The 18,192-nt window shown below is 53.4% G+C and carries 19 protein-coding genes; 11 read left to right on the forward strand and 8 right to left on the reverse strand.

The genetic code is table 11. From position 1 onward, the window contains the following. Positions 1-388 precede the first annotated feature (388 nt). The 6 genes from JKP81_RS20895 to opgB all read left to right on the forward strand — a co-directional run bounded on the left by JKP81_RS20895 (position 389) and on the right by opgB (position 5,881). Complete coding sequence (locus JKP81_RS20895) at positions 389-844, forward strand: MarR family winged helix-turn-helix transcriptional regulator (protein WP_200553223.1); 456 nt, start codon at positions 389-391, stop codon at positions 842-844. An 83-nt stretch (positions 845-927) separates the two neighbouring features. Beyond that, positions 928-1,356, forward strand: coding sequence for an organic hydroperoxide resistance protein (locus tag JKP81_RS20900; protein WP_200553224.1), 429 nt, complete (start codon positions 928-930; stop codon positions 1,354-1,356). A gap of 160 nt (positions 1,357-1,516) precedes the next feature. Beyond that, on the forward strand, positions 1,517-2,056 hold the full coding sequence (dnaT, locus tag JKP81_RS20905; protein ID WP_200553225.1) for a primosomal protein DnaT: 540 nt from the start codon (positions 1,517-1,519) through the stop codon (positions 2,054-2,056). Positions 2,057-2,058: 2 nt separating this feature from the next. Next, a complete protein-coding gene (gene dnaC / locus JKP81_RS20910; RefSeq protein WP_017457818.1) occupies positions 2,059-2,796 on the forward strand; it encodes a DNA replication protein DnaC in 738 nt (245 codons plus the stop codon). Positions 2,797-2,871: 75 nt separating this feature from the next. Next, positions 2,872-3,369, forward strand: coding sequence for a DUF2501 domain-containing protein (locus JKP81_RS20915; RefSeq protein ID WP_200553226.1), 498 nt, complete (start codon positions 2,872-2,874; stop codon positions 3,367-3,369). Between the two features lie 223 nt (positions 3,370-3,592). Then, entirely contained in the window at positions 3,593-5,881 is a 2,289-nt protein-coding gene (opgB, locus tag JKP81_RS20920; RefSeq protein ID WP_200553227.1) for a phosphatidylglycerol--membrane-oligosaccharide glycerophosphotransferase, read from the forward strand. Positions 5,882-5,884: 3 nt separating this feature from the next. Here opgB and JKP81_RS20925 read toward each other — a convergent pair whose 3' ends face one another. Both JKP81_RS20925 and tsr read right to left on the reverse strand, forming a co-directional pair. Then, positions 5,885-6,697 carry a GNAT family N-acetyltransferase gene (locus JKP81_RS20925; RefSeq protein WP_200553228.1) on the reverse strand — a complete coding sequence of 271 codons (813 nt, stop codon included), beginning with the start codon at positions 6,695-6,697 and terminating at the stop codon, positions 5,885-5,887. A gap of 85 nt (positions 6,698-6,782) precedes the next feature. Continuing rightward, complete coding sequence (tsr, locus tag JKP81_RS20930; protein ID WP_200553229.1) at positions 6,783-8,453, reverse strand: methyl-accepting chemotaxis protein; 1,671 nt, start codon at positions 8,451-8,453, stop codon at positions 6,783-6,785. 348 nt (positions 8,454-8,801) lie between these two features. Between tsr and JKP81_RS20935 the strand changes: the two genes are divergently transcribed. The 3 genes from JKP81_RS20935 to yjiA all read left to right on the forward strand — a co-directional run bounded on the left by JKP81_RS20935 (position 8,802) and on the right by yjiA (position 12,299). Beyond that, a complete protein-coding gene (locus JKP81_RS20935) occupies positions 8,802-10,955 on the forward strand; it encodes a carbon starvation CstA family protein (RefSeq protein ID WP_200553230.1) in 2,154 nt (717 codons plus the stop codon). 173 nt (positions 10,956-11,128) lie between these two features. Beyond that, positions 11,129-11,332: a YbdD/YjiX family protein gene (locus JKP81_RS20940; RefSeq protein ID WP_007373011.1), complete on the forward strand. Its 204-nt coding sequence runs from the start codon at positions 11,129-11,131 to the stop codon at positions 11,330-11,332. A gap of 10 nt (positions 11,333-11,342) precedes the next feature. Further along, positions 11,343-12,299, forward strand: coding sequence for a GTPase (gene yjiA / locus JKP81_RS20945; protein ID WP_200553231.1), 957 nt, complete (start codon positions 11,343-11,345; stop codon positions 12,297-12,299). A 28-nt stretch (positions 12,300-12,327) separates the two neighbouring features. Here the strand turns inward: yjiA and JKP81_RS20950 are convergent, their stop codons facing one another. From JKP81_RS20950 to JKP81_RS20960, 3 genes are all read right to left on the reverse strand, one after another. Beyond that, on the reverse strand, positions 12,328-12,633 hold the full coding sequence (locus JKP81_RS20950) for a BrnA antitoxin family protein (protein WP_200553232.1): 306 nt from the start codon (positions 12,631-12,633) through the stop codon (positions 12,328-12,330). Then, positions 12,620-12,901, reverse strand: a complete 282-nt coding sequence (locus JKP81_RS20955) for a BrnT family toxin (RefSeq protein WP_200553233.1) — start codon at positions 12,899-12,901, stop codon at positions 12,620-12,622. Before JKP81_RS20955 ends, JKP81_RS20950 begins: the two co-directional genes overlap by 14 nt. A 129-nt stretch (positions 12,902-13,030) precedes the next feature. Further along, positions 13,031-14,401, reverse strand: a complete 1,371-nt coding sequence (locus JKP81_RS20960) for an NAD-dependent succinate-semialdehyde dehydrogenase (protein WP_200553234.1) — start codon at positions 14,399-14,401, stop codon at positions 13,031-13,033. 474 nt (positions 14,402-14,875) lie between these two features. On the opposite strand from JKP81_RS20960, the gene JKP81_RS23665 reads away from it, so the two are divergent. Then, complete coding sequence (locus tag JKP81_RS23665) at positions 14,876-14,956, forward strand: SymE family type I addiction module toxin (protein ID WP_234455754.1); 81 nt, start codon at positions 14,876-14,878, stop codon at positions 14,954-14,956. 219 nt (positions 14,957-15,175) lie between these two features. Beyond that, positions 15,176-15,691, forward strand: coding sequence for a VOC family protein (locus JKP81_RS20970; protein WP_200553235.1), 516 nt, complete (start codon positions 15,176-15,178; stop codon positions 15,689-15,691). A gap of 2 nt (positions 15,692-15,693) precedes the next feature. On the opposite strand, the gene JKP81_RS20975 is transcribed toward JKP81_RS20970, so the two are convergent. From JKP81_RS20975 to JKP81_RS20985, 3 genes are read right to left on the reverse strand one after another with little or no spacing between them, the layout of a single operon-like run. Next, complete coding sequence (locus tag JKP81_RS20975) at positions 15,694-16,797, reverse strand: M20 peptidase aminoacylase family protein (protein WP_200553236.1); 1,104 nt, start codon at positions 16,795-16,797, stop codon at positions 15,694-15,696. A gap of 17 nt (positions 16,798-16,814) precedes the next feature. Then, complete coding sequence (locus JKP81_RS20980) at positions 16,815-17,282, reverse strand: YjiG family protein (RefSeq protein ID WP_200553237.1); 468 nt, start codon at positions 17,280-17,282, stop codon at positions 16,815-16,817. After that, on the reverse strand, positions 17,275-17,958 hold the full coding sequence (locus tag JKP81_RS20985; protein WP_200553238.1) for a nucleoside recognition domain-containing protein: 684 nt from the start codon (positions 17,956-17,958) through the stop codon (positions 17,275-17,277). The genes JKP81_RS20980 and JKP81_RS20985 overlap by 8 nt, the downstream gene beginning before the upstream one ends. Positions 17,959-18,192 lie beyond the last annotated feature (234 nt).

Below are 18,192 nucleotides of genomic sequence, written 5' to 3' on the forward strand. Positions count from 1 at the left end.
ACAACCTGTTTGACTGCTTCAGTTTTAAACTCTTCGGGATAACGCTTACCGCTCATGGGCACCTCTCTTTAAGCCATCTTAAATGACTCTGAGGTGTCTGTTAAACCCGTGGCGATTCAAAGAGACTTAATGCTATTGCGTAACGCACAGCGTAATTCCATGATGCAGCTGGGATTCTTGCTCAAAACAGCGAGTTACCAAACACAGTAAACAATGTTCATTTTCACGTGATCGACAACATTTGCGCCTTCGCAATTTTTTGCAAAATTGCCCCGGTTCTGGTTACGAAGCGCCACTACCATGCTGAAAGGACGGCAAATTCTCGCGCACATGCCTTTTTGTAAAAAATAACTTGCAATAAAATCGCGCGCTATCTATATTCAATCCCATGAAGAAGACATCGACTCCAACCGCGAATGCGCAGCTCGCGTTAGATAACCAGTTTTGTTTTGCACTTTACTCAACAAATCTGGCGCTGCATAAGCTCTACCGGCAGCTACTGGCACCGATGAATCTCACCTACCCGCAATATCTGGTGATGCTGGTGCTGTGGGAGAAAGATGACATCACGGTATCGGAAATTGGCGAGCGCCTGTATCTCGACTCTGCCACGCTGACGCCGCTGCTGAAGCGTCTGGAAAGCGCAGGCCTGATTCGTCGTCAACGTTCGCGCCAGGATGAACGCCAGGTGGTGATCACCCTAAGCGAAAGCGGGCGTGACCTGCAGCAGCAAGCGACATCGATTCCGGAAGCGATCGGCTGTGCAATGGCTTGCGATACCGCAACGCTTGCCGATATCAAGCAGCAACTGGAACGGCTTCGCCAACAGTTTCAACGGGCATAAGCTCCCTTTGCAGGGAGTTTATTTCCAGCAACAAAATAGCACGCTACTTTATAGCAAACACTCTAGATAATAAGGAACCTGCCATGTCTTTAGAAAAAGTTGTTTATACAGCCAAAGCCAAAGCAACCGGAGGCCGTGATGGCCGCGCAACCTCTTCCGACGGCGTACTGGATGTCAAACTGGGCGTGCCGAAAGAGATGGGTGGCGCTGGTGGTGAAGCCACTAACCCGGAACAGCTGTTTGCTGCGGGCTACTCCGCGTGCTTCCTCGGCGCGATGAAATTTGTCGCCGGTCGCGACAAAATCGCCATGCCGAAAGATGCGTTTATCGAAGGCGAAGTGGGTATCGGCCCTTTGCCGACCGGCTTTGGTATTGAAGCCAAACTGAATATCCATCTGCCGGGAATGGACGCCGCTGAAGCCAAAAAACTGGTCGATGCCGCGCATATTGTTTGCCCTTACTCCAACGCCACTCGCGGCAACATCGACGTTACGCTGAATATCATTGCGTAACGCACAAAAGCCAACGTTTTGGGAAAATCACAAGCCGGGGAAACCCGGCTTTTTCATGCTGTACTGCCCTTTGCGCTCACTGTGTTACTATGTGTGATTATGCCTGTGTAAAAAAAACGCAGTGCACCGTATCCGTAGTAATCCTGTTTGAGAACGCGTTATGTCTTCCAGAATCCTGACGCCGAATGTCATTGGCATTGATGAATTTATGCGCGATCCTGCCTGCGTGCTGGCACGCACGGAAGGCGGCGCCATCGCCGTTTTTGCCAATAATAGCCCCGTATTTTACGCTATTACGCCGCAGCGCCTTGAACAGCTTCTGGCGCTTGAAGCACAGCTTGCGCGCCCGATGAGTGATATTTCACTCGATGCACAATTTTATGAAGAACCAGCCGCTACGCCGGTAAATGTGCCAATGGGCAAATTCGCCATGTACGCGGGCTGGCAGCCAGATGCTGACTTTCAGCGCCTGGCGGCGATGTGGGGCATTGCGCTGGCCCATCCCGCCACGCCGGAAGAGCTGGCCTCGTTCGTGGCTTACTGGCAGGCCGAAGGCAAAGTTTTCCATCACGTCCAGTGGCAGCAAAAACTGGCACGCAGCCTGCAAATGGGCCGTAGCAGCCAGAACGGCGCGGCAAAGCGGGACATTAACGCCCTGTCCGAACCAGATGATCAAATCCCACCAGGTTTTAGAGGATAACGATGAAAAACGTCGGCGAATTGATGAAGCGACTGCAAAAAATGATGCCTGCCAACACCGAGCCTGCTTTTAAAACCGGCGAAGAGTTGATGGCGTGGCAGAAGCAACAAGGCGAAATCCGTTCGGCGGCGCTGGAGCGCGAAAATCGCGCCATGAAAATGCAGCGCACCTTCAACCGTTCCGGCATTCGTCCCCTGCACCAGAACTGCTCTTTCGATAATTATCGTGTTGAGACAGAAGGCCAAATGCGGGCGCTGAGCCAGGCACGGCAATATGTGGAAGAGTTCGACGGTAACATCGCCAGTTTTATCTTTTCTGGCAAACCCGGAACCGGCAAAAACCATCTGGCAGCAGCTATCTGTAATGAACTGCTGTTGCGCGGTAAATCGGTACTGATCATTACCGTTGCCGACATTATGTCCGCCATGAAAGAGACTTTTGGTAACAAGGAAAACAGCGAAGAGCAGTTGCTCAATGACTTAAGCAGCGTTGACCTGCTGGTGATTGATGAAATCGGTATGCAGACAGAATCCCGCTACGAAAAAGTGATTATTAATCAGATTGTCGATCGCCGCTCTTCGTCCAAACGCCCGACAGGCATGCTGACCAACAGTAACCTGGAAGAGATGAATAAGCTGTTGGGCGAACGCGTGATGGACAGGATGCGCCTCGGCAACAGCCTGTGGGTGATCTTCAACTGGGAGAGTTACCGCAGCCGCGTCACCGGTAAAGAGTATTGAGAATTTTCCCATCCGTGGCGCGCCCGCGCCCGGGTGTATACTGACCGCCTTCGTTGACATCAGGATCCGCACGACATGAAATTCACCCAACGCCTGCTTTGCAGCGCCGCACTTGGTAGCGCGCTGCTCACCGGCTTCGCGCAAGCCGCCTCCTGGCAGGACACGCTTTCCAGCGCCGCCAGCGAACTCAGCCAGAAATCGACTACGTCACAATCCCAGCAAGGAGGCCTTTCACTCTCCTCCCTGACGGGTCTGCTTAATGGTGGTAACCAGGCGCTCAGCGCTGACACCATGAACAATGCGGCGGGCGTGATGAGCTGGTGTGCAAAAAACAAGCTCTCCACCCTGACCAACACCGAAAATGTGAAAAACCAGGTACTGGATAAACTGGGTCTGGGTGCCGCTCAGCAGAAACAGGACACCAATTATCTGGAAGGTATTCAGGGGATGCTGAACACCAAAAACGGTGAACAGCTGAATTTGAGCAACATCGGTAGTACGCCGCTGGCGGAAAAAGTGAAATCCAAAGCCTGCGATATCGTCCTCAAGCAGGGCGTTAACTTCCTCTCCTGATATCCCGCCGCGTTCAGCCAGAACGCGGCCTTATCCTTCCCCGCTTTACCGAAACGCCGCCAGTGCGACAGCTATCACTATTACGCCTTTCTAAACCAATTCTGAATAAGCCCGCTAAAAAGTGACACTACAATTGCAGATATGTGACATGAACATTAAATTATACGCCCTGTTACAAAAATTCATGGCCAGCAATATGTCTGGCGTTGATGAGGAATAACGGTTGTCCGAGTTGCTCTCTATCGCGCTGTTTCTTGCCTCTGTGGCTATCTATGCCTGGAAAGCGGGCCGTAATACCTGGTGGTTTAGCGCCACCCTGCTGGTGCTGGGTCTGTTTGTCATCCTGAATATCACACTTTACGCCAGCAATTATTTTACCGGCGACGGCATCAACGACGCGGTGCTATACACCCTGACCAACAGTCTGACAGGCGCGGGGGTCGGCAAATATATGCTTCCCGGCGCGGGGTTAGTGTTAGCGCTGGTGGCGGTGTTTTGCGCGCTCGGCTGGGTGCTGCGCCGTCGCCGCCATCTGCCGCACCATTTCGGCTATAGCTTACTTGCACTCGCACTGGCGCTCGGTTCGGTAGACGCCAGCCCGGCGTTCCGCCAGATTACCGAGCTGGTAAAATCCCAGACGCGCGAAGGCGATCCTGATTTCGCCACTTTTTATAAAGTGCCAGCAAAGCAGATCCCCAACCCCAAACTGAACCTCGTCTACATCTACGGTGAAAGTCTTGAGCGCACCTATTTTAACGAGGAGGCGTTTCCCGGCCTGACGCCAGAACTGGGCGCGCTTAAAGAAGAAGGCATTGATTTTAGCCATACCGAACAGCTACCCGGCACCGATTACACCATCGCCGGCATGGTCTCTTCGCAGTGCGGCATTCCGCTGTTTGCGCCGTTCGAAGGCAACGCGTCGGCCTCCGTTTCCAGCTTCTTCCCGCAGAATCTTTGCCTTGGCGACATCCTGAAAAACTCGGGCTACGAAAACCATTTCGTACAGGGCGCTAACCTGCGTTTCGCCGGGAAAGATGTGTTTTTGAAATCCCACGGCTTTGATTATCTGACCGGTGCAGAAGAGCTGAAAAACGAGGTCACGGACCCGCATTACCGTAACGACTGGGGTTTTTATGACGATACGGTGCTGGATACCGTATGGAAACAGTACGAGGCACTCTCCCGTTCCGGTAAACGCTTTTCGCTGTTTGCGCTGACGGTGGATACCCACCACCCGGACGGTTTTATCTCTCGCGGCTGCGAACGTAAAAGCTACGCCTACGATGGCAAGCCGAACCAGTCCTTTAGCGCGGTAACGTGTAGCCAGCAAAATATCGCTGCGCTTATCAATAAAATCAAAGCGTCGCCGTGGTTTAAAGACACGGTGATCGTGGTGTCGTCGGATCACCTGGCGATGAATAACACCGCGTGGAAATACCTCAACAAGCACGATCGCAGCAACCTGTTCTTTGTGCTGCGCGGCGATGAACCGCAGCAGGATATCTCCGGTATTAAGCGCAGCACCCTCGATAACGGCGCAACCGTGCTGGATATTCTCGGCGGCGATAATTTCCTCGGCCTTGGTCGCAGCAGCCTCTCCGGGCAGTCGCTTTCGGGTATTTTCCTTAATATGAAAGCGAAAATGCTGGCGTGGAAACCGGACATTATCCGGCTGTGGAATTTCCCGAAAGAGATGAAAGAGTTCACCATCGACACGAATAAACAGATGGTGGCGTTCTCTGGCAGCCAGTTCCGTTTGCCGCTGCTGGTGCGAGTGTCAGATAAAGTTGAACCGCTGCCTGAAAGCGAATATTCCGCACCGCTGCGCTTCCAGTTGGCGGATTTCGCCCCGCGCGATAACTTCGTCTGGATCGACCAATGCTACAAAATGGCGCGTTTATGGTCGCCGGAACTGGCACTTTCTACCGACTGGTGCGTCTCGCAGGGACAATTGGGCGGCGAACAGCAAGTCCAGCGTGTCGACAACGCGCAGTGGAAGGGGAAAACGGCGTTTAAACAAACAGTGATCAGTAGCGAGCGCTATCAGAAAAACGTCGATACCCTGAAGATCCTCGACGATAGCATTCGCTACAAAGCCGACAGTTTTGTCTTTAACGTGGCGGGCGCGCCGGAAGAGATAAAACAGTTCAGCGGCCTCTCCCGCCCGGAAAGCTGGGGGCGCTGGTCGAATGCCAATCTGGGCGAGGAAGTGGCCATCGAATATAACCAACCGCTGCCGGAACAGTTCGAGTTGGTGATCACCGCCAAAGCCTTTGGCCCGAATGCTAACCGGCCGATTCCGGTGCGTGTTGGCGATCAACAACAAACGTTGACGCTGGGTAATGAGCTCACCACCACCACACTGCACTTTAGCAATCCGTCTCACAGTAACCGGCTGGTCATCGTGCCGCCGGAGCCGCAATCGACCAACGAAGGCAATATCCTTGGTCATTCGCCACGCAAACTGGGTGTCGGTCTGGTGGAAATAAAAGTGGTGAGCCGGGAAGGCTGACCGCTACAGTTCCGCTTTCATTTCGTACTGGCTGATAGCCATGGTGGCGTAGCCCGCGCGCTGAAACAGAGATGAAAAACGCTCTGGCACTGCTACGGTGGTGCCAAGCGCCGGAAAATGCTGATTCAACGCCTGCAGCAACTCGCAGGCAAATCCTTTGCGCCGGTATTCTGACTCCACATACATAAACCGCAGCAGGGGTTTGTCGCCGAGGGTGGAAACCAGCGCATAAGCATGTTTGCGGTACTCGAACGCCCGCGCGGGCAGCGATACCGCAGTGAGCGGATCCACCTGCCACGGCAGCCGGTCATGGCATTCACTGATGGCGCTGCGCACCACTGCCAGCGGATCGCGCTCCTGTAACGTGCAGCTCTCTTCAGCCACATCGGCGCGTCCCTGGTAGCCAAACAGCGGCTGAACGGTGGCAAACCCCAGCGCATGATAAAGGGCGATACCGGCATGATTATCGCTCATTACTTCCAGCCACATCTGGCGAACGCCTTTGGTACGCAGTGCTGCCATCAGCGGTGGCAATATTTGTCTGCCCATGCCCTGGCCGCGAAATTGCGGGCAAATCGCAAAGGCTGCCAGCCGGGCGCAATCGCCACGCCGGGCGATCAAAGCCACAGCGGCAGGCGTGTCGCCCGCCAGCCAGACGCAGGAATCGACAAGGCTTAACCCTTCGGCAAGAAAGCGTTGTGCAAAAACATCGGGCGGCAGGGAAAACGGTACGCGATAGCCTTCAAAGCAGGCACCGGTGATAGTGGTCAGCGCTTCGCAACTATAGTGGATGGCAGGAATAGCGACGAGGTTCATAAGGCTTCTCCGCGACATGATGCAATGAGCATAGCACGGAGAAGCGGGTGAAAATGCGCCCCGACGGGCAGGGCGCGAATATCGATTAGAAGGTTTCCCAGTTCTCGCCCGCGTCGGTCGCAGCTTTACGCGGCAGCGCGGTTGCAGGTTCCGCTTTAACGAAACTGGTTGGCGTTGCGCCAGCGTTTTTACGCTGATCCTGCATGATGCGGAACACGGAAACGGCCTGCGTCAGGCGGCTGGCTTGTTCTTCCAGCGCGGCTGCAGCGGCGGCTGACTCTTCCACCAGCGAGGCGTTCTGCTGGGTAACGCGGTCCATTTCAGAAACCGCCAGGCCAACCTGGTCAATGCCGCGGCTCTGCTCATCAGAGGCAGAGGCAATTTCGCCCATGATGTCGGTAACACGCGTAACGGCGTTGACGATCTCATCCATGGTTTCACCGGCGCTTTCCACCAGTGTGGAACCCACTTCAACGCGGCCAACAGAGTCTTCAATCAGGCTCTTGATCTCGCGAGCCGCCTGGGCGCTACGCTGGGCAAGGTTACGCACTTCACCAGCAACCACGGCAAAGCCGCGACCCTGTTCACCCGCACGTGCCGCTTCAACAGCAGCGTTAAGCGCCAGGATGTTAGTCTGGAAAGCAATGCCGTCGATCACGCTGATAATGTCAGCGATTTTCTGCGAACTGGCGGTAATATCGCGCATTGTCTGCACCACGTTATCCACCACTTTACCGCCTTTCTGCGCGGTTTCAGACGCGCTCAGCGCCAGGTGGCTTGCCTGGCGGGCGTTTTCGGCGTTCTGTTTCACCGTGGCGGTCAGCTCTTCCATGCTGGCTGCGGTCTCTTCCAGAGAAGCGGCCTGCTGTTCCGTACGGGAAGAAAGGTCGTTGTTACCCACGGAAATTTCGCTGGCACCGCTGTAAATGGCGTTGGCACCGTTACGCACATCGCTAACGGTACGCACCAGTTCGCTTTGCATATGGCGCAGACTCTCTGCCAGCACGCCCATTTCATTGGAACCCTGCACTTCAATGCGCTGCACCAGATCGCCACCAGCAATATGGCGAATGTTGTCGATCAAATGGTTGAGCGGCTTAATCAGCGCCCCTTTGATCCCCACCCAGACACAGACAATCACCGCCAGTACCACGAGCAGTACGGTGATAATCACCCACACCGCAGAACCGTAGGAGCTTTCGCTATCGTGAACCGCTTGTTCATACAGACGGTCGTTCTGCTGCAAATAGTTAACGTATTGTTTCTCAAAACCATCCTGATAGCTCTGGGTCGGCTGGTCGAAGAAGTCATTAATTTTGCCAGCGCCCAGCAACTGGATCAGCTCCGCCAGCGCGTTGTGGTAGATATCGTAGTTACGTTTGATCTCTGCTGCGGCTTCTTCACTCTGGCGCGGATCGCGCGGCAGCGCCTGGTAAGCGTTCCAGTTAGCTTCCGCCTGTTTCAGCGAGGTGCTGGCAATCTGCATCAGATCCGACACGGTCGCGCCGCTGCCGATATTGCTCTGATCCATCATGTAGCGGATACCCGCGCGGTTAAGGGTGTTACGGGTTTGCAGCAACGCAACCCAGCTACCGTTCAGTGTGGATTGCTGCTGGCGAATGGTTTGTAAGACGGTGAAGTTTTCTTTGTCCTGTTTCAGCGCGTTGAAGAACAAGCCGCCAGAAGTGAGTTGTAACAAGCCAAATAAAGCCAATACCAGCAACAAACTGGTCACAAGTTTAATACGAGTCAACATGTTTTCTCTTTCCCTATAAACAGATACCAGGTTTTCGGCCTGGCATAGGAAAACTTTATGGTTTAACGTGCTATTTTTTCACCAGTTACACATTGATTACAGTGCGGCAAAAATCGCGCTATCCCTTACCAGACAAGGGTTCAGCGTGACGAACATCACAGATTTCCGTCCCCTTTCGCCCACTGAAAACCGCTTATGACGCATCCGTTACCGCTCACCACCTTTTTCCAACCACTCAGTCAAATCGCTGCCGATTCGCGCGCGTAATTTGCCATCATAAATGCCAGCATTTCAGCCAATTCAACATTTCAAATCCCATTCACTATTTCTGCTAAAACCAGGTCTGATATGGATACTAAAAAACTACTCAAGCACATACCCTGGGCAATCCTCGGGATAATCGGTGCATTTTGTTTATCCGTTGTCGCATTACGCCGGGGCGAGCATGTCAGCGCGCTGTGGATCGTGGTTGCGTCCGTTTCCGTTTATCTTGTGGCCTACCGCTACTACAGCCTTTACATCGCCCAGAAGGTGATGAAACTCGATCCCACCCGTTCCACCCCGGCGGTAATCAATAACGACGGCCTCAACTATGTGCCGACCAACCGCTACGTGCTGTTTGGTCACCACTTTGCCGCGATTGCTGGCGCTGGTCCGCTGGTTGGCCCGGTACTGGCCGCACAGATGGGTTATCTGCCGGGCACGTTGTGGCTGCTGGCGGGCGTGGTGCTGGCCGGTGCGGTGCAGGACTTTATGGTGCTGTTTATCTCTTCACGCCGTAACGGCGCGTCTCTTGGTGAGATGGTGAAAGAAGAGATGGGCCGCGTGCCGGGTACCATCGCGCTGTTTGGCTGCTTCCTGATTATGATCATCATCCTTGCGGTGCTGGCGCTGATTGTGGTGAAAGCGCTGGCGGAAAGCCCGTGGGGTGTGTTCACTGTCTGCTCCACCGTGCCGATTGCCCTATTTATGGGTATTTATATGCGCTTCCTGCGCCCGGGACGTGTAGGCGAAGTATCAGTTATCGGTATTGTGCTGCTGGTGGCGTCCATCTGGTTTGGCGGCGTTATCGCCCACGATCCTTACTGGGGACCGGCGCTGACCTTTAAAGACACCACCATCACTTTCGCGCTGGTCGGTTACGCCTTTGTCTCCGCACTGCTGCCGGTGTGGCTGATCCTCGCCCCGCGCGACTACCTGGCAACCTTCCTGAAAATCGGCGTGATCGTCGGTCTGGCGCTGGGCATCGTGATCCTCAACCCGGAACTGAAAATGCCTGCGGTGACGCAGTACATCGACGGTACTGGGCCACTGTGGAAAGGTGCGCTGTTCCCGTTCCTGTTTATTACCATCGCCTGCGGTGCGGTCTCTGGTTTCCACGCTCTGATTGCTTCCGGCACCACGCCGAAACTGCTGGCTAACGAAACCGACGCGCGCTTTATCGGTTACGGTGCAATGCTGATGGAATCCTTTGTGGCGGTGATGGCACTGGTTGCCGCGTCCATTATCGAACCGGGTCTCTACTTCGCCATGAACACACCGCCAGCAGGGCTGGGCATTACCATGCCGAACCTGCATGAGCTGGGTGGTGATAACGCGCCGATGATTCTGGCGCAGCTGAAAGATGTCACCGCGCACGCAGCGGCGACCGTTAGTTCCTGGGGCTTTGTGATTTCGCCAGAGCAGATCCTGCAAACTGCGAAAGATATCGGCGAACCGTCCGTACTGAACCGCGCCGGAGGCGCACCGACGCTGGCTGTCGGTATTGCCCACGTGTTCCACAAAATTATCCCGATGGCGGACATGGGCTTCTGGTACCACTTCGGTATTCTGTTTGAAGCGCTGTTTATCCTCACCGCACTGGATGCCGGTACGCGTGCGGGCCGCTTTATGCTGCAAGACTTGCTGGGTAACTTCGTGCCATTCCTGAAGAAAACCGACTCGCTGGTTGCCGGCGTCATTGGTACAGCGGGCTGTGTGGGTTTGTGGGGTTACCTGTTGTATCAAGGCGTGGTTGATCCGCTGGGCGGCGTGAAAAGCCTGTGGCCGTTGTTCGGTATCTCTAACCAGATGCTCGCAGCCGTCGCGCTGATGCTGGGTACCGTGGTGCTGGTGAAAATGCAGCGTACCAAATACATCTGGGTCACCGTGGTTCCTGCCCTGTGGCTGCTGCTGTGCACCACCTGGGCGCTGGGTCTGAAACTGTTCAGCACCAATCCTCAGTTGGAAGGTTTCCTGTATATGGCTAACCAGTACAAAGAGAAGATTGCCGCTGGTGGCGGTGATCTGACCGCGCAGCAGATTGCCAACATGAACCATATCGTGGTGAACAACTACACCAACGCAGGGCTGAGCATTCTGTTCCTGGTGGTGGTGTACAGCATCATCTTCTACGGCATCAAAACCTGGCTGCAGGTACGCAACAACACCGTGCGTACCGACAAAGAAACGCCGTATGTGCCGGTGCCGGAAGGCGGCGTGAAAACGTCATCTCACCATTAAACCTGATGCCGGATAGCGCTACGCAATCCGGCATACAACACATCATGATGTAAACCACCCTGAGGGTGGTTTACATCCGTTTCACAGGCGTCAGTTTGAGCGCATACAGCGCGCAGTAGATCCAGGTTCAAAATCGCCTGCAACGCCGGAACCACCTATATCTGGGACACATAATGTTTGGTAACTTAGGCGAAGCAAAAAAGTACCTCGGTCAGGCGGCAAAAATGCTGATTGGCATCCCGGACTATGACAACTACGTTGATCATATGAAAACCAACCATCCGGATAAGCCGTACATGACTTACGAAGAGTTCTTCCGCGAACGCCAGCAAGCGCGTTACGGCGGAGATGGCAAGGGCGGAGTCCGCTGTTGCTAAAGGAGAATCTATGACCCCGATTGCAGTAACCCTGTTGACCGGCTTTCTCGGCGCCGGCAAAACCACCCTTTTACGCCATATCCTTAATGAGCAACACGGCTACAAAATTGCCGTTATCGAAAATGAGTTCGGCGAAGTTTCTGTTGATGATCAACTGATTGGCGATCGCGCCACGCAAATCAAAACCCTCACCAATGGCTGTATCTGCTGTAGCCGATCTAATGAGCTGGAAGATGCTTTGCTGGATCTGCTCGACAGCCTCGATCGCGGTGATATCGCCTTTGATCGGCTGGTGATTGAGTGTACCGGCATGGCCGATCCTGGGCCGATTATTCAGACCTTTTTCTCCCATGAGATCCTCTGCCAGCGCTATCTGCTGGATGGCGTCATTGCGCTGGTTGATGCGGTACATGCCGATGAGCAGATGAATCAGTTCACGCTGGCACAGTCGCAAGTGGGCTACGCCGACCGTATTCTGCTGACCAAAACGGATGTCGCAGGCGAGTGCGAAAAACTGCGCGAACGCCTAAGCCGCATCAACGCCCGCGCGCCGATTTACACCGTGACGCACGGTGATATCGAGCTGGCGCAGTTGTTTAATACCAATGGGTTTATGCTGGAAGAGAACGTGGTGGCGGCAAAACCGCGCTTCCATTTTATCGCCGACAAACAGAACGACATTAATTCGCTGGTGGTCGAGCTGGATTACCCGGTAGATATCAGCGACGTCTCCCGCGTGATGGAAAACCTGTTGTTGAGTTTTGCCGACAAACTGCTGCGTTATAAAGGCATGTTGTGGATTGACGGTGAGCCAAACCGCCTGCTGTTTCAGGGCGTGCAGCGCCTTTACAGCGCAGACTGGGATCGCCCGTGGGGCGACGAAGCGCCACACAGCACGCTGGTGTTTATTGGCGTACAACTGCCAGAAGATGAGATCAGAGCCGCGTTTGCGGGTTTGAAGAAGTAACAAAGGCCACCCACAGGTGGCCTGCTCATCATTTTTTGTTTTGCAAATCGCGCAGCATTGCTTCACGTAAAATTGCGTTAAGCCGGGTCTGATACCCTTTTCCCGGCCGCTTCAGCCATTCCATAACATCCGCATCAATACGCACCGATGCCTGCGTTTTTAAAGGGCGGAAAAATTTACCGCGAACCGCATCCGCCCAAAGCGCCTCTTCCGTCGCGGGAATATCGCTGTAATCAATCTCATCGTCAGTTTTATTTGCCAATGCTTTGAGTTCAGCTTCACGCTGCTTATTGCGCGCAGGCATCTCGCCCTGCTTATGTTTAACCATGCTCATAACGGCTCCTCTCCTTTCTGTCAGCCTTACGCGCGCTGATAATACGAACGACTTCGTGCCCACTTTCAAAACGGATGGTATGCGCGACCAAAATAACGATCACACCATGAACCAGCCCGATGGTTTGCCATCGATATTCGCCGTTTTCAAACCTGTCTTGTATCGACAGATGTTGCGGGTCAACAAAAACAAATACGGCATCTTCAAAGCGAATACCATGCTTGCGCAGATTGCTGGTCGCTTTTGTTGCGTCCCATTCGAACTCCATGTCACGTTTCTCATCCTTGAGTGTATATACAGTAAAGTATATACAACGTTGTCATGCAATGCTTATTTTATTCAGTGCCGAAAAGGGTTTCCTCTCCCATGTGGGAGAGGAAAAAGGGAAAGGAGACAATTACTGGCGCACCACCACCAGCTTCTGATTCACAAACTCTTTGATGCCTAAATCAGACAGCTCGCGGCCAAACCCGGAGCGTTTCACCCCGCCGAATGGCAACTCTGCGGCGGTATCCGTCAGCCAATTGATATAGACCATGCCGGTTTCAATGCGTGACGCCATCTGTTTAGCACGCTGAATATTGCGGCTGAAGATCGCCCCACCGAGTCCATAGTGTGAATCGTTGGCCAGGCGTACCGCTTCGTCATCATTATTCACCACATAAATTTGCGCCACCGGGCCAAAGAACTCTTCAAAATAGGCCGGGTTGTCGCGCGTAATGTGCGTCAAAATGGTGGGTTCGAAGAAGTTGCCTTCGCTGTTCGCCGGTTTGCCGCCAAAATGCAGTTTTGCCCCGTTTTGTACCGCTTCACTCACCTGTTGGCTCAGCGTATCAAGCGCCTCTTTCGAGGAGAGCGGGCCAAGCGTGGTGCTTTCATCCAGCGGATCGCCCAGCTTCACTTGCTTGAATGCGTCGGTGAACTTACGCAGGAACTGATCGGCAATATCCTGATGGATAATAAAACGTTTCGCGGCAGTACAAACCTGCCCGGCATTCGCCAGACGCGCTTGCACACCAGTCTCAACCGCTTTTTCCAGATCCGCATCGTCCAGCACGATAAATACGTCATTACCGCCAAGTTCCAGTGTCGATTTCTTAATGTGTTTCGCCGCTTGCGCTGCCACCGCGCTACCGGCTTTTTCCGATCCGGTCAACGCCGTACCCTGTACGCGCGGATCGGCAATGATCGCGGAAACCTGATCGGAAGAGATAAACAGATTCGTCCACGCGCCTTCCGGCGCGCCCGCTTCCCGCACCAGCTGCGCAAAGGTTTCGGCACATTGCGGCACAATGCTGGCATGTTTACAGATAACCGGGTTACCGGCAGCGAGATTCGGTGCCAGTACACGCATCAACTGGTAGTAAGGGAAATTCCACGGTTCCACCGCCATGATCACGCCGATTGGATGATGCTCAACCCACGCCTCTCCCAGCTCCGTTTCATACTTAACAGGCGCAAGGAATTGTTTTGCGTTATCCGCGTAGTAGCGGGCGATCTGCGCGCAGATCTTCACTTCGCTGCGGCTTTGCTCAATCAACTTCCCCATCTCCCGGCTGGCGATTTTCGCCAGTTCTTCCTGCTGGTTTTCCAGCAAGTCAGCAAGTCTGTACAGTATCGGCAGCCGCTGTTCGATATCTCCCTTTGACCAGGAAGAGTGGTATAGCGCGTCCGCCTTGCGCAGCGCGACCTCAATATCGGCGTCGCTGTGGTTCGCATACTCTTTAATGAGCTGGTTGTTAAAAGGATTCACTGTCTGGTAAGCCATATTTGTCTCCTTATTTACCGCTTAGGGTAATAAGGGTAGTAAAAATGACCGGGTCTGAAAGTAAAGTTGGGTATATGCAGACGTTTCTGATGCAGAAAATAAAAGCAAACACTGCTTTTATAAATAGCACTATCATTAAAATTACCGAAGCGTTAGTTATAATAAAAAATAAACATCATCATTTTTATTTTTTCAGACTTCATCGCATTACTTTTCAATCTATTTATATGTGGATTTTGACGTTGTTTCCTTGGGTTTGGCATCTGTTTTCAGTGTGAATGCGCTGGCGCATATCCGCACCGCTAATCACAATCTCTGGTTTCAAGGAATAGCGACTATGACTGTTTTGCATTCTAATGTGGTTTATGTTGTTGCAGAAACACCCACTTTTAAAATACGCAATTTAACAATAAGTTATGCAATCCATCGTCCAAAAATGATGCCATCTCCGGCGATTCTTTTATTGGGTGACAGCTGGAGAAAGCGGGTTTTAAAATCGGTGCGAAGGTGGATATTAAGGTTACGAACGGCTGTATTATCATCGCTGTGAAATAATTTCTCCGGGGCATCTAATCGGTGCAAAAATTATATTGAGAAATATTATTCAAACAATTCAGCATCAGTGCTGATATCGGTAAATACCGCGACTCTTTATCTTTATTGATGCCATAAATTAAAAAACAATCACCACCGAAATGTTTTTCACGACTAACCAGCAAAAACACTCCATGCATCTGTTCTATGCTTTAAAAAGAGCAATTAACAGGAGGAAACATGAGCATTCGCGGCATCGATCATATTGGTATCACCGTCCCGGATATTGAAGAGGCAACCCGTTTTCTGATTGAAGCACTGGGTGCAGAGCTGATTTATCAGTCCGTCTCGCCAGAAGATGAAGATCTTGATAACGAGGCGCAGCAAAAAACGTTGCGCCTCGTGCCGGGTACGACGATCACATCCATACGCATGCTCAAACTTCAGCACGGCCCCGGTATCGAACTCTTCGAAATGCACGGGCCAGAACAGCGCGAGCCGCTGCGGGCCAGCGATTTTGGTCTGCAACATTTTGCGGTTTATACCGCTGATATCGACGTTGCGCTGCAACGCTTTGCGGATGCGGGCGGCGAGGTGTTTACCGCGCCGCAGCCGCTGGGTTTTCCCACGGAGAAAGGCCAAGGCAACTGCTTTTGCTATGGCCGCACGCCCTGGGGCAGCATCGTCGAGTTTATTACCTGGCCCACGCCGATGCCCTATGAGCAGGAGACCACGCTGCGCCGCTGGAAGCCATAAAATCAGCCCAGCACATCGTGTACGCAGGCTTTAAACACTTTCACGCCGAGCGCCAGCGCGTCGCGGTCAAAGTGCATCTCCGGGTGATGCAGACCCGGCATCAGGTTGGCACCGAGCCCCCAGAAACCGCCTTTCACCTGTGGGCGCAGGCGCAGGTAGTGGAAAAAGTCCTCGCTGCCGGGTGTCGATTTTGGCGCGGTCAACCCGGTATCGCCAAACACGCTGCGGATGGCGCGGGAAACCACCCCGGTTGCCTCGTCATCAATGATCGCCGCAGGCATCTCTTTCAGAATGCGGATCTCAGCACGTGCGCCGTACGCCGCCGCACTGCTTTCAATGGCGCGAATGACCTGCGGTTTCAACGCATCCATGGCGTCGTTTTCCGCCGCACGCAGATCCCAGCACACCAGCGCGTTGTCAGGAATCGAGTTGGTCACCCCGGCGTCGCAGAGAAAACGCGTCGCTTTGGCGCTCCAGGTGAGCGATGGCGCAAGATGAATGCCGTTTACCGCCTGCACCGCGTGAGCGGCCGCGTCCAGCGCGTTCACACCTAAATGGGGTCGCGCCGCGTGCGCCGCTTTGCCGTGGAACACCACTTCCACCGTGGCAGACGCCGAGTAATACATGGCCGGCACCGCCTGGCCCATCGGGCACTCTTCCAGCGGGCGCAGGTGGAAACCAAGCAGCATGTCAACATCGTCCAGCACGCCAGCCTCCGTCAGCGCAATCGCGCCAGTACCCAGTTCCTCTGCGGGCTGGAAGATGAACTTCAACTGACCCTTTTTCACTAACCCTTCGGCGATGACTTCCTGCGCCGTGGTCAGCACCACCGTGGAGTGTCCATCATGACCACAGGTGTGACGCGCGACATGCTCGCCGTCAATAATATGCCCAAGCGCATCCATATCGGCGCGCAGCGCCAGTACTGGCCCCGGTTTACCGCTGTCCAGCACCGCGACAATGCCGGTCGTGTTATTGACCTGGCGCGTCACCTGATAGCCCGCCGCCTCCAGTACCCCGGCGATATAAGCGGAGGTTTTATACTCTTCGAACCCGAGTTCCGGGATCTGATGCAGGTAATTAAAATGCTCAAGTGTGCGTGACACGTCTGACTCCTTGGTACTCAGGCAATAACGCGCATAATCAGCATGGCGATTACGGCATTGAGAATGCTGACCGCCATCAGTAACGGCCAGTACTTCTTCGGCACATCGGCAACGCCCAACAGGCGGCCCATATACTGTAGCTGCGAACCCATTAAAAAGATGGCGGGCGCGAGAATGGTGATTTGCCCCATATCAAGCTGGCCCTTGCTGAGCAGGCTGACCGCCACGCCAGTTCCCGCAGAAGACGAAAGCCAGGCGGTGAGCAACACGGTAATCGCTTCTCCCGGCAGACCGAACAGCCCCATTAACGGCGCGCAAAGATGGCCGATAATCTGCATCACGCCGAGTAAATTGAGCATTTCGGCGATCACGTAGGCCATTAATACATTGGGCATCAGATTATTAATGGCGATATTAAAACCTTTACGCGCACCAATAACGAAAATATCGAACGGATTACCAGAGACTTTTACGGAATTATTCATTGTCGAAATCTCGCTTATAAACAGTATTTAATGCCAGACGAACCACGGCTGCGCCCACGAATTTAAGGACAAACATTAAAACCAGCGGAACAATAATCGGGATGGTTAATGATGCGAACATCGCCGAGCCAATCGAAAAATAGTTATTGATTAATGCCGCGCCGGAATATTGCCACGCCCCCATAATCACCACATCTTTACGGGTAATTTTATCGCTGTCGTATAACTCTTTGGTTAATGCCGCCCCGGCATCGGTGCTTTGCAGGTCGGTAATCAGCGCCAGCCCCGTATAACCCGGAATACCCAGCAGCGGTTTAAGCAAGGGCGTCAGCAATTTATGCGCCGCGCGGATCGCGCCGTAATGGGTAAAAATCTCCAGCAACCCCAGCGCCAGCATTACCGTTGGCACCAGCGACAGCGCAAACAGGAAACCGGCCTTCGCGCTGATGCCGCCGCTGCCGATAAAGGTGTTGGTTTCCGGTGTCTTCATGGTGCCGAACGCGCCACCCAGCGTGGTAAAGTCAAACGCGCCCAGCCACGCCATCCCCTCGACTTTGAAAAAGAAGCCGGAAAAAACCAGCAGAACAATCACTAACGAAATCCAGGCGCCTGGTCCGACTTTCCACTCTTCCGCGTGCTCTTTCGCGGGTTGCTCCAGCGTTTTCGATTCACTCATAACATCTCTCTTTGAAATAATTAGATGACAATGACTTATTACTAAGCAGGATCCGTGCCTGAATAGCCCGACGCTAAAATAAAAATCTTTTATCGCGAATTATTTCGCAATAAAAAACCTTCCCGTGAAATACCGAGAATAAAAAGCAAAGTAACTAAAAAATTATTTAATTAAGCACCAAGAACATCCTAATAAAATAATCTCTCACCGTTATTGGGCACCCTTTTGGTGCAA

The sequence above is a fragment of the Kosakonia sp. LAM2021 genome, from assembly GCF_016620385.1.
Taxonomy (GTDB): Bacteria; Pseudomonadota; Gammaproteobacteria; order Enterobacterales; family Enterobacteriaceae; genus Kosakonia; species Kosakonia sacchari.

Excerpts from the sequence above, each read along its gene's own strand:
- JKP81_RS20980 (WP_200553237.1), bottom strand. The coding sequence starts at position 17,282 with ATGAATAATTCCGTAAAAGTCTCTGGTAATCCGTTCGATATTTTCGTT.
- JKP81_RS20900 (WP_200553224.1), top strand. The coding sequence starts at position 928 with ATGTCTTTAGAAAAAGTTGTTTATACAGCCAAAGCCAAAGCAACCGGA.
- dnaC (WP_017457818.1), top strand. The coding sequence starts at position 2,059 with ATGAAAAACGTCGGCGAATTGATGAAGCGACTGCAAAAAATGATGCCT.
- JKP81_RS20915 (WP_200553226.1), top strand. The coding sequence starts at position 2,872 with ATGAAATTCACCCAACGCCTGCTTTGCAGCGCCGCACTTGGTAGCGCG.
- JKP81_RS20935 (WP_200553230.1), top strand. The coding sequence starts at position 8,802 with ATGGATACTAAAAAACTACTCAAGCACATACCCTGGGCAATCCTCGGG.
- JKP81_RS20970 (WP_200553235.1), top strand. The coding sequence starts at position 15,176 with ATGAGCATTCGCGGCATCGATCATATTGGTATCACCGTCCCGGATATT.
- JKP81_RS20940 (WP_007373011.1), top strand. The coding sequence starts at position 11,129 with ATGTTTGGTAACTTAGGCGAAGCAAAAAAGTACCTCGGTCAGGCGGCA.
- JKP81_RS20985 (WP_200553238.1), bottom strand. The coding sequence starts at position 17,958 with ATGAGTGAATCGAAAACGCTGGAGCAACCCGCGAAAGAGCACGCGGAA.
- JKP81_RS20960 (WP_200553234.1), bottom strand. The coding sequence starts at position 14,401 with ATGGCTTACCAGACAGTGAATCCTTTTAACAACCAGCTCATTAAAGAG.
- dnaT (WP_200553225.1), top strand. The coding sequence starts at position 1,517 with ATGTCTTCCAGAATCCTGACGCCGAATGTCATTGGCATTGATGAATTT.
- JKP81_RS20925 (WP_200553228.1), bottom strand. The coding sequence starts at position 6,697 with ATGAACCTCGTCGCTATTCCTGCCATCCACTATAGTTGCGAAGCGCTG.
- tsr (WP_200553229.1), bottom strand. The coding sequence starts at position 8,453 with ATGTTGACTCGTATTAAACTTGTGACCAGTTTGTTGCTGGTATTGGCT.
- JKP81_RS20950 (WP_200553232.1), bottom strand. The coding sequence starts at position 12,633 with ATGAGCATGGTTAAACATAAGCAGGGCGAGATGCCTGCGCGCAATAAG.
- yjiA (WP_200553231.1), top strand. The coding sequence starts at position 11,343 with ATGACCCCGATTGCAGTAACCCTGTTGACCGGCTTTCTCGGCGCCGGC.
- JKP81_RS20895 (WP_200553223.1), top strand. The coding sequence starts at position 389 with ATGAAGAAGACATCGACTCCAACCGCGAATGCGCAGCTCGCGTTAGAT.
- JKP81_RS20955 (WP_200553233.1), bottom strand. The coding sequence starts at position 12,901 with ATGGAGTTCGAATGGGACGCAACAAAAGCGACCAGCAATCTGCGCAAG.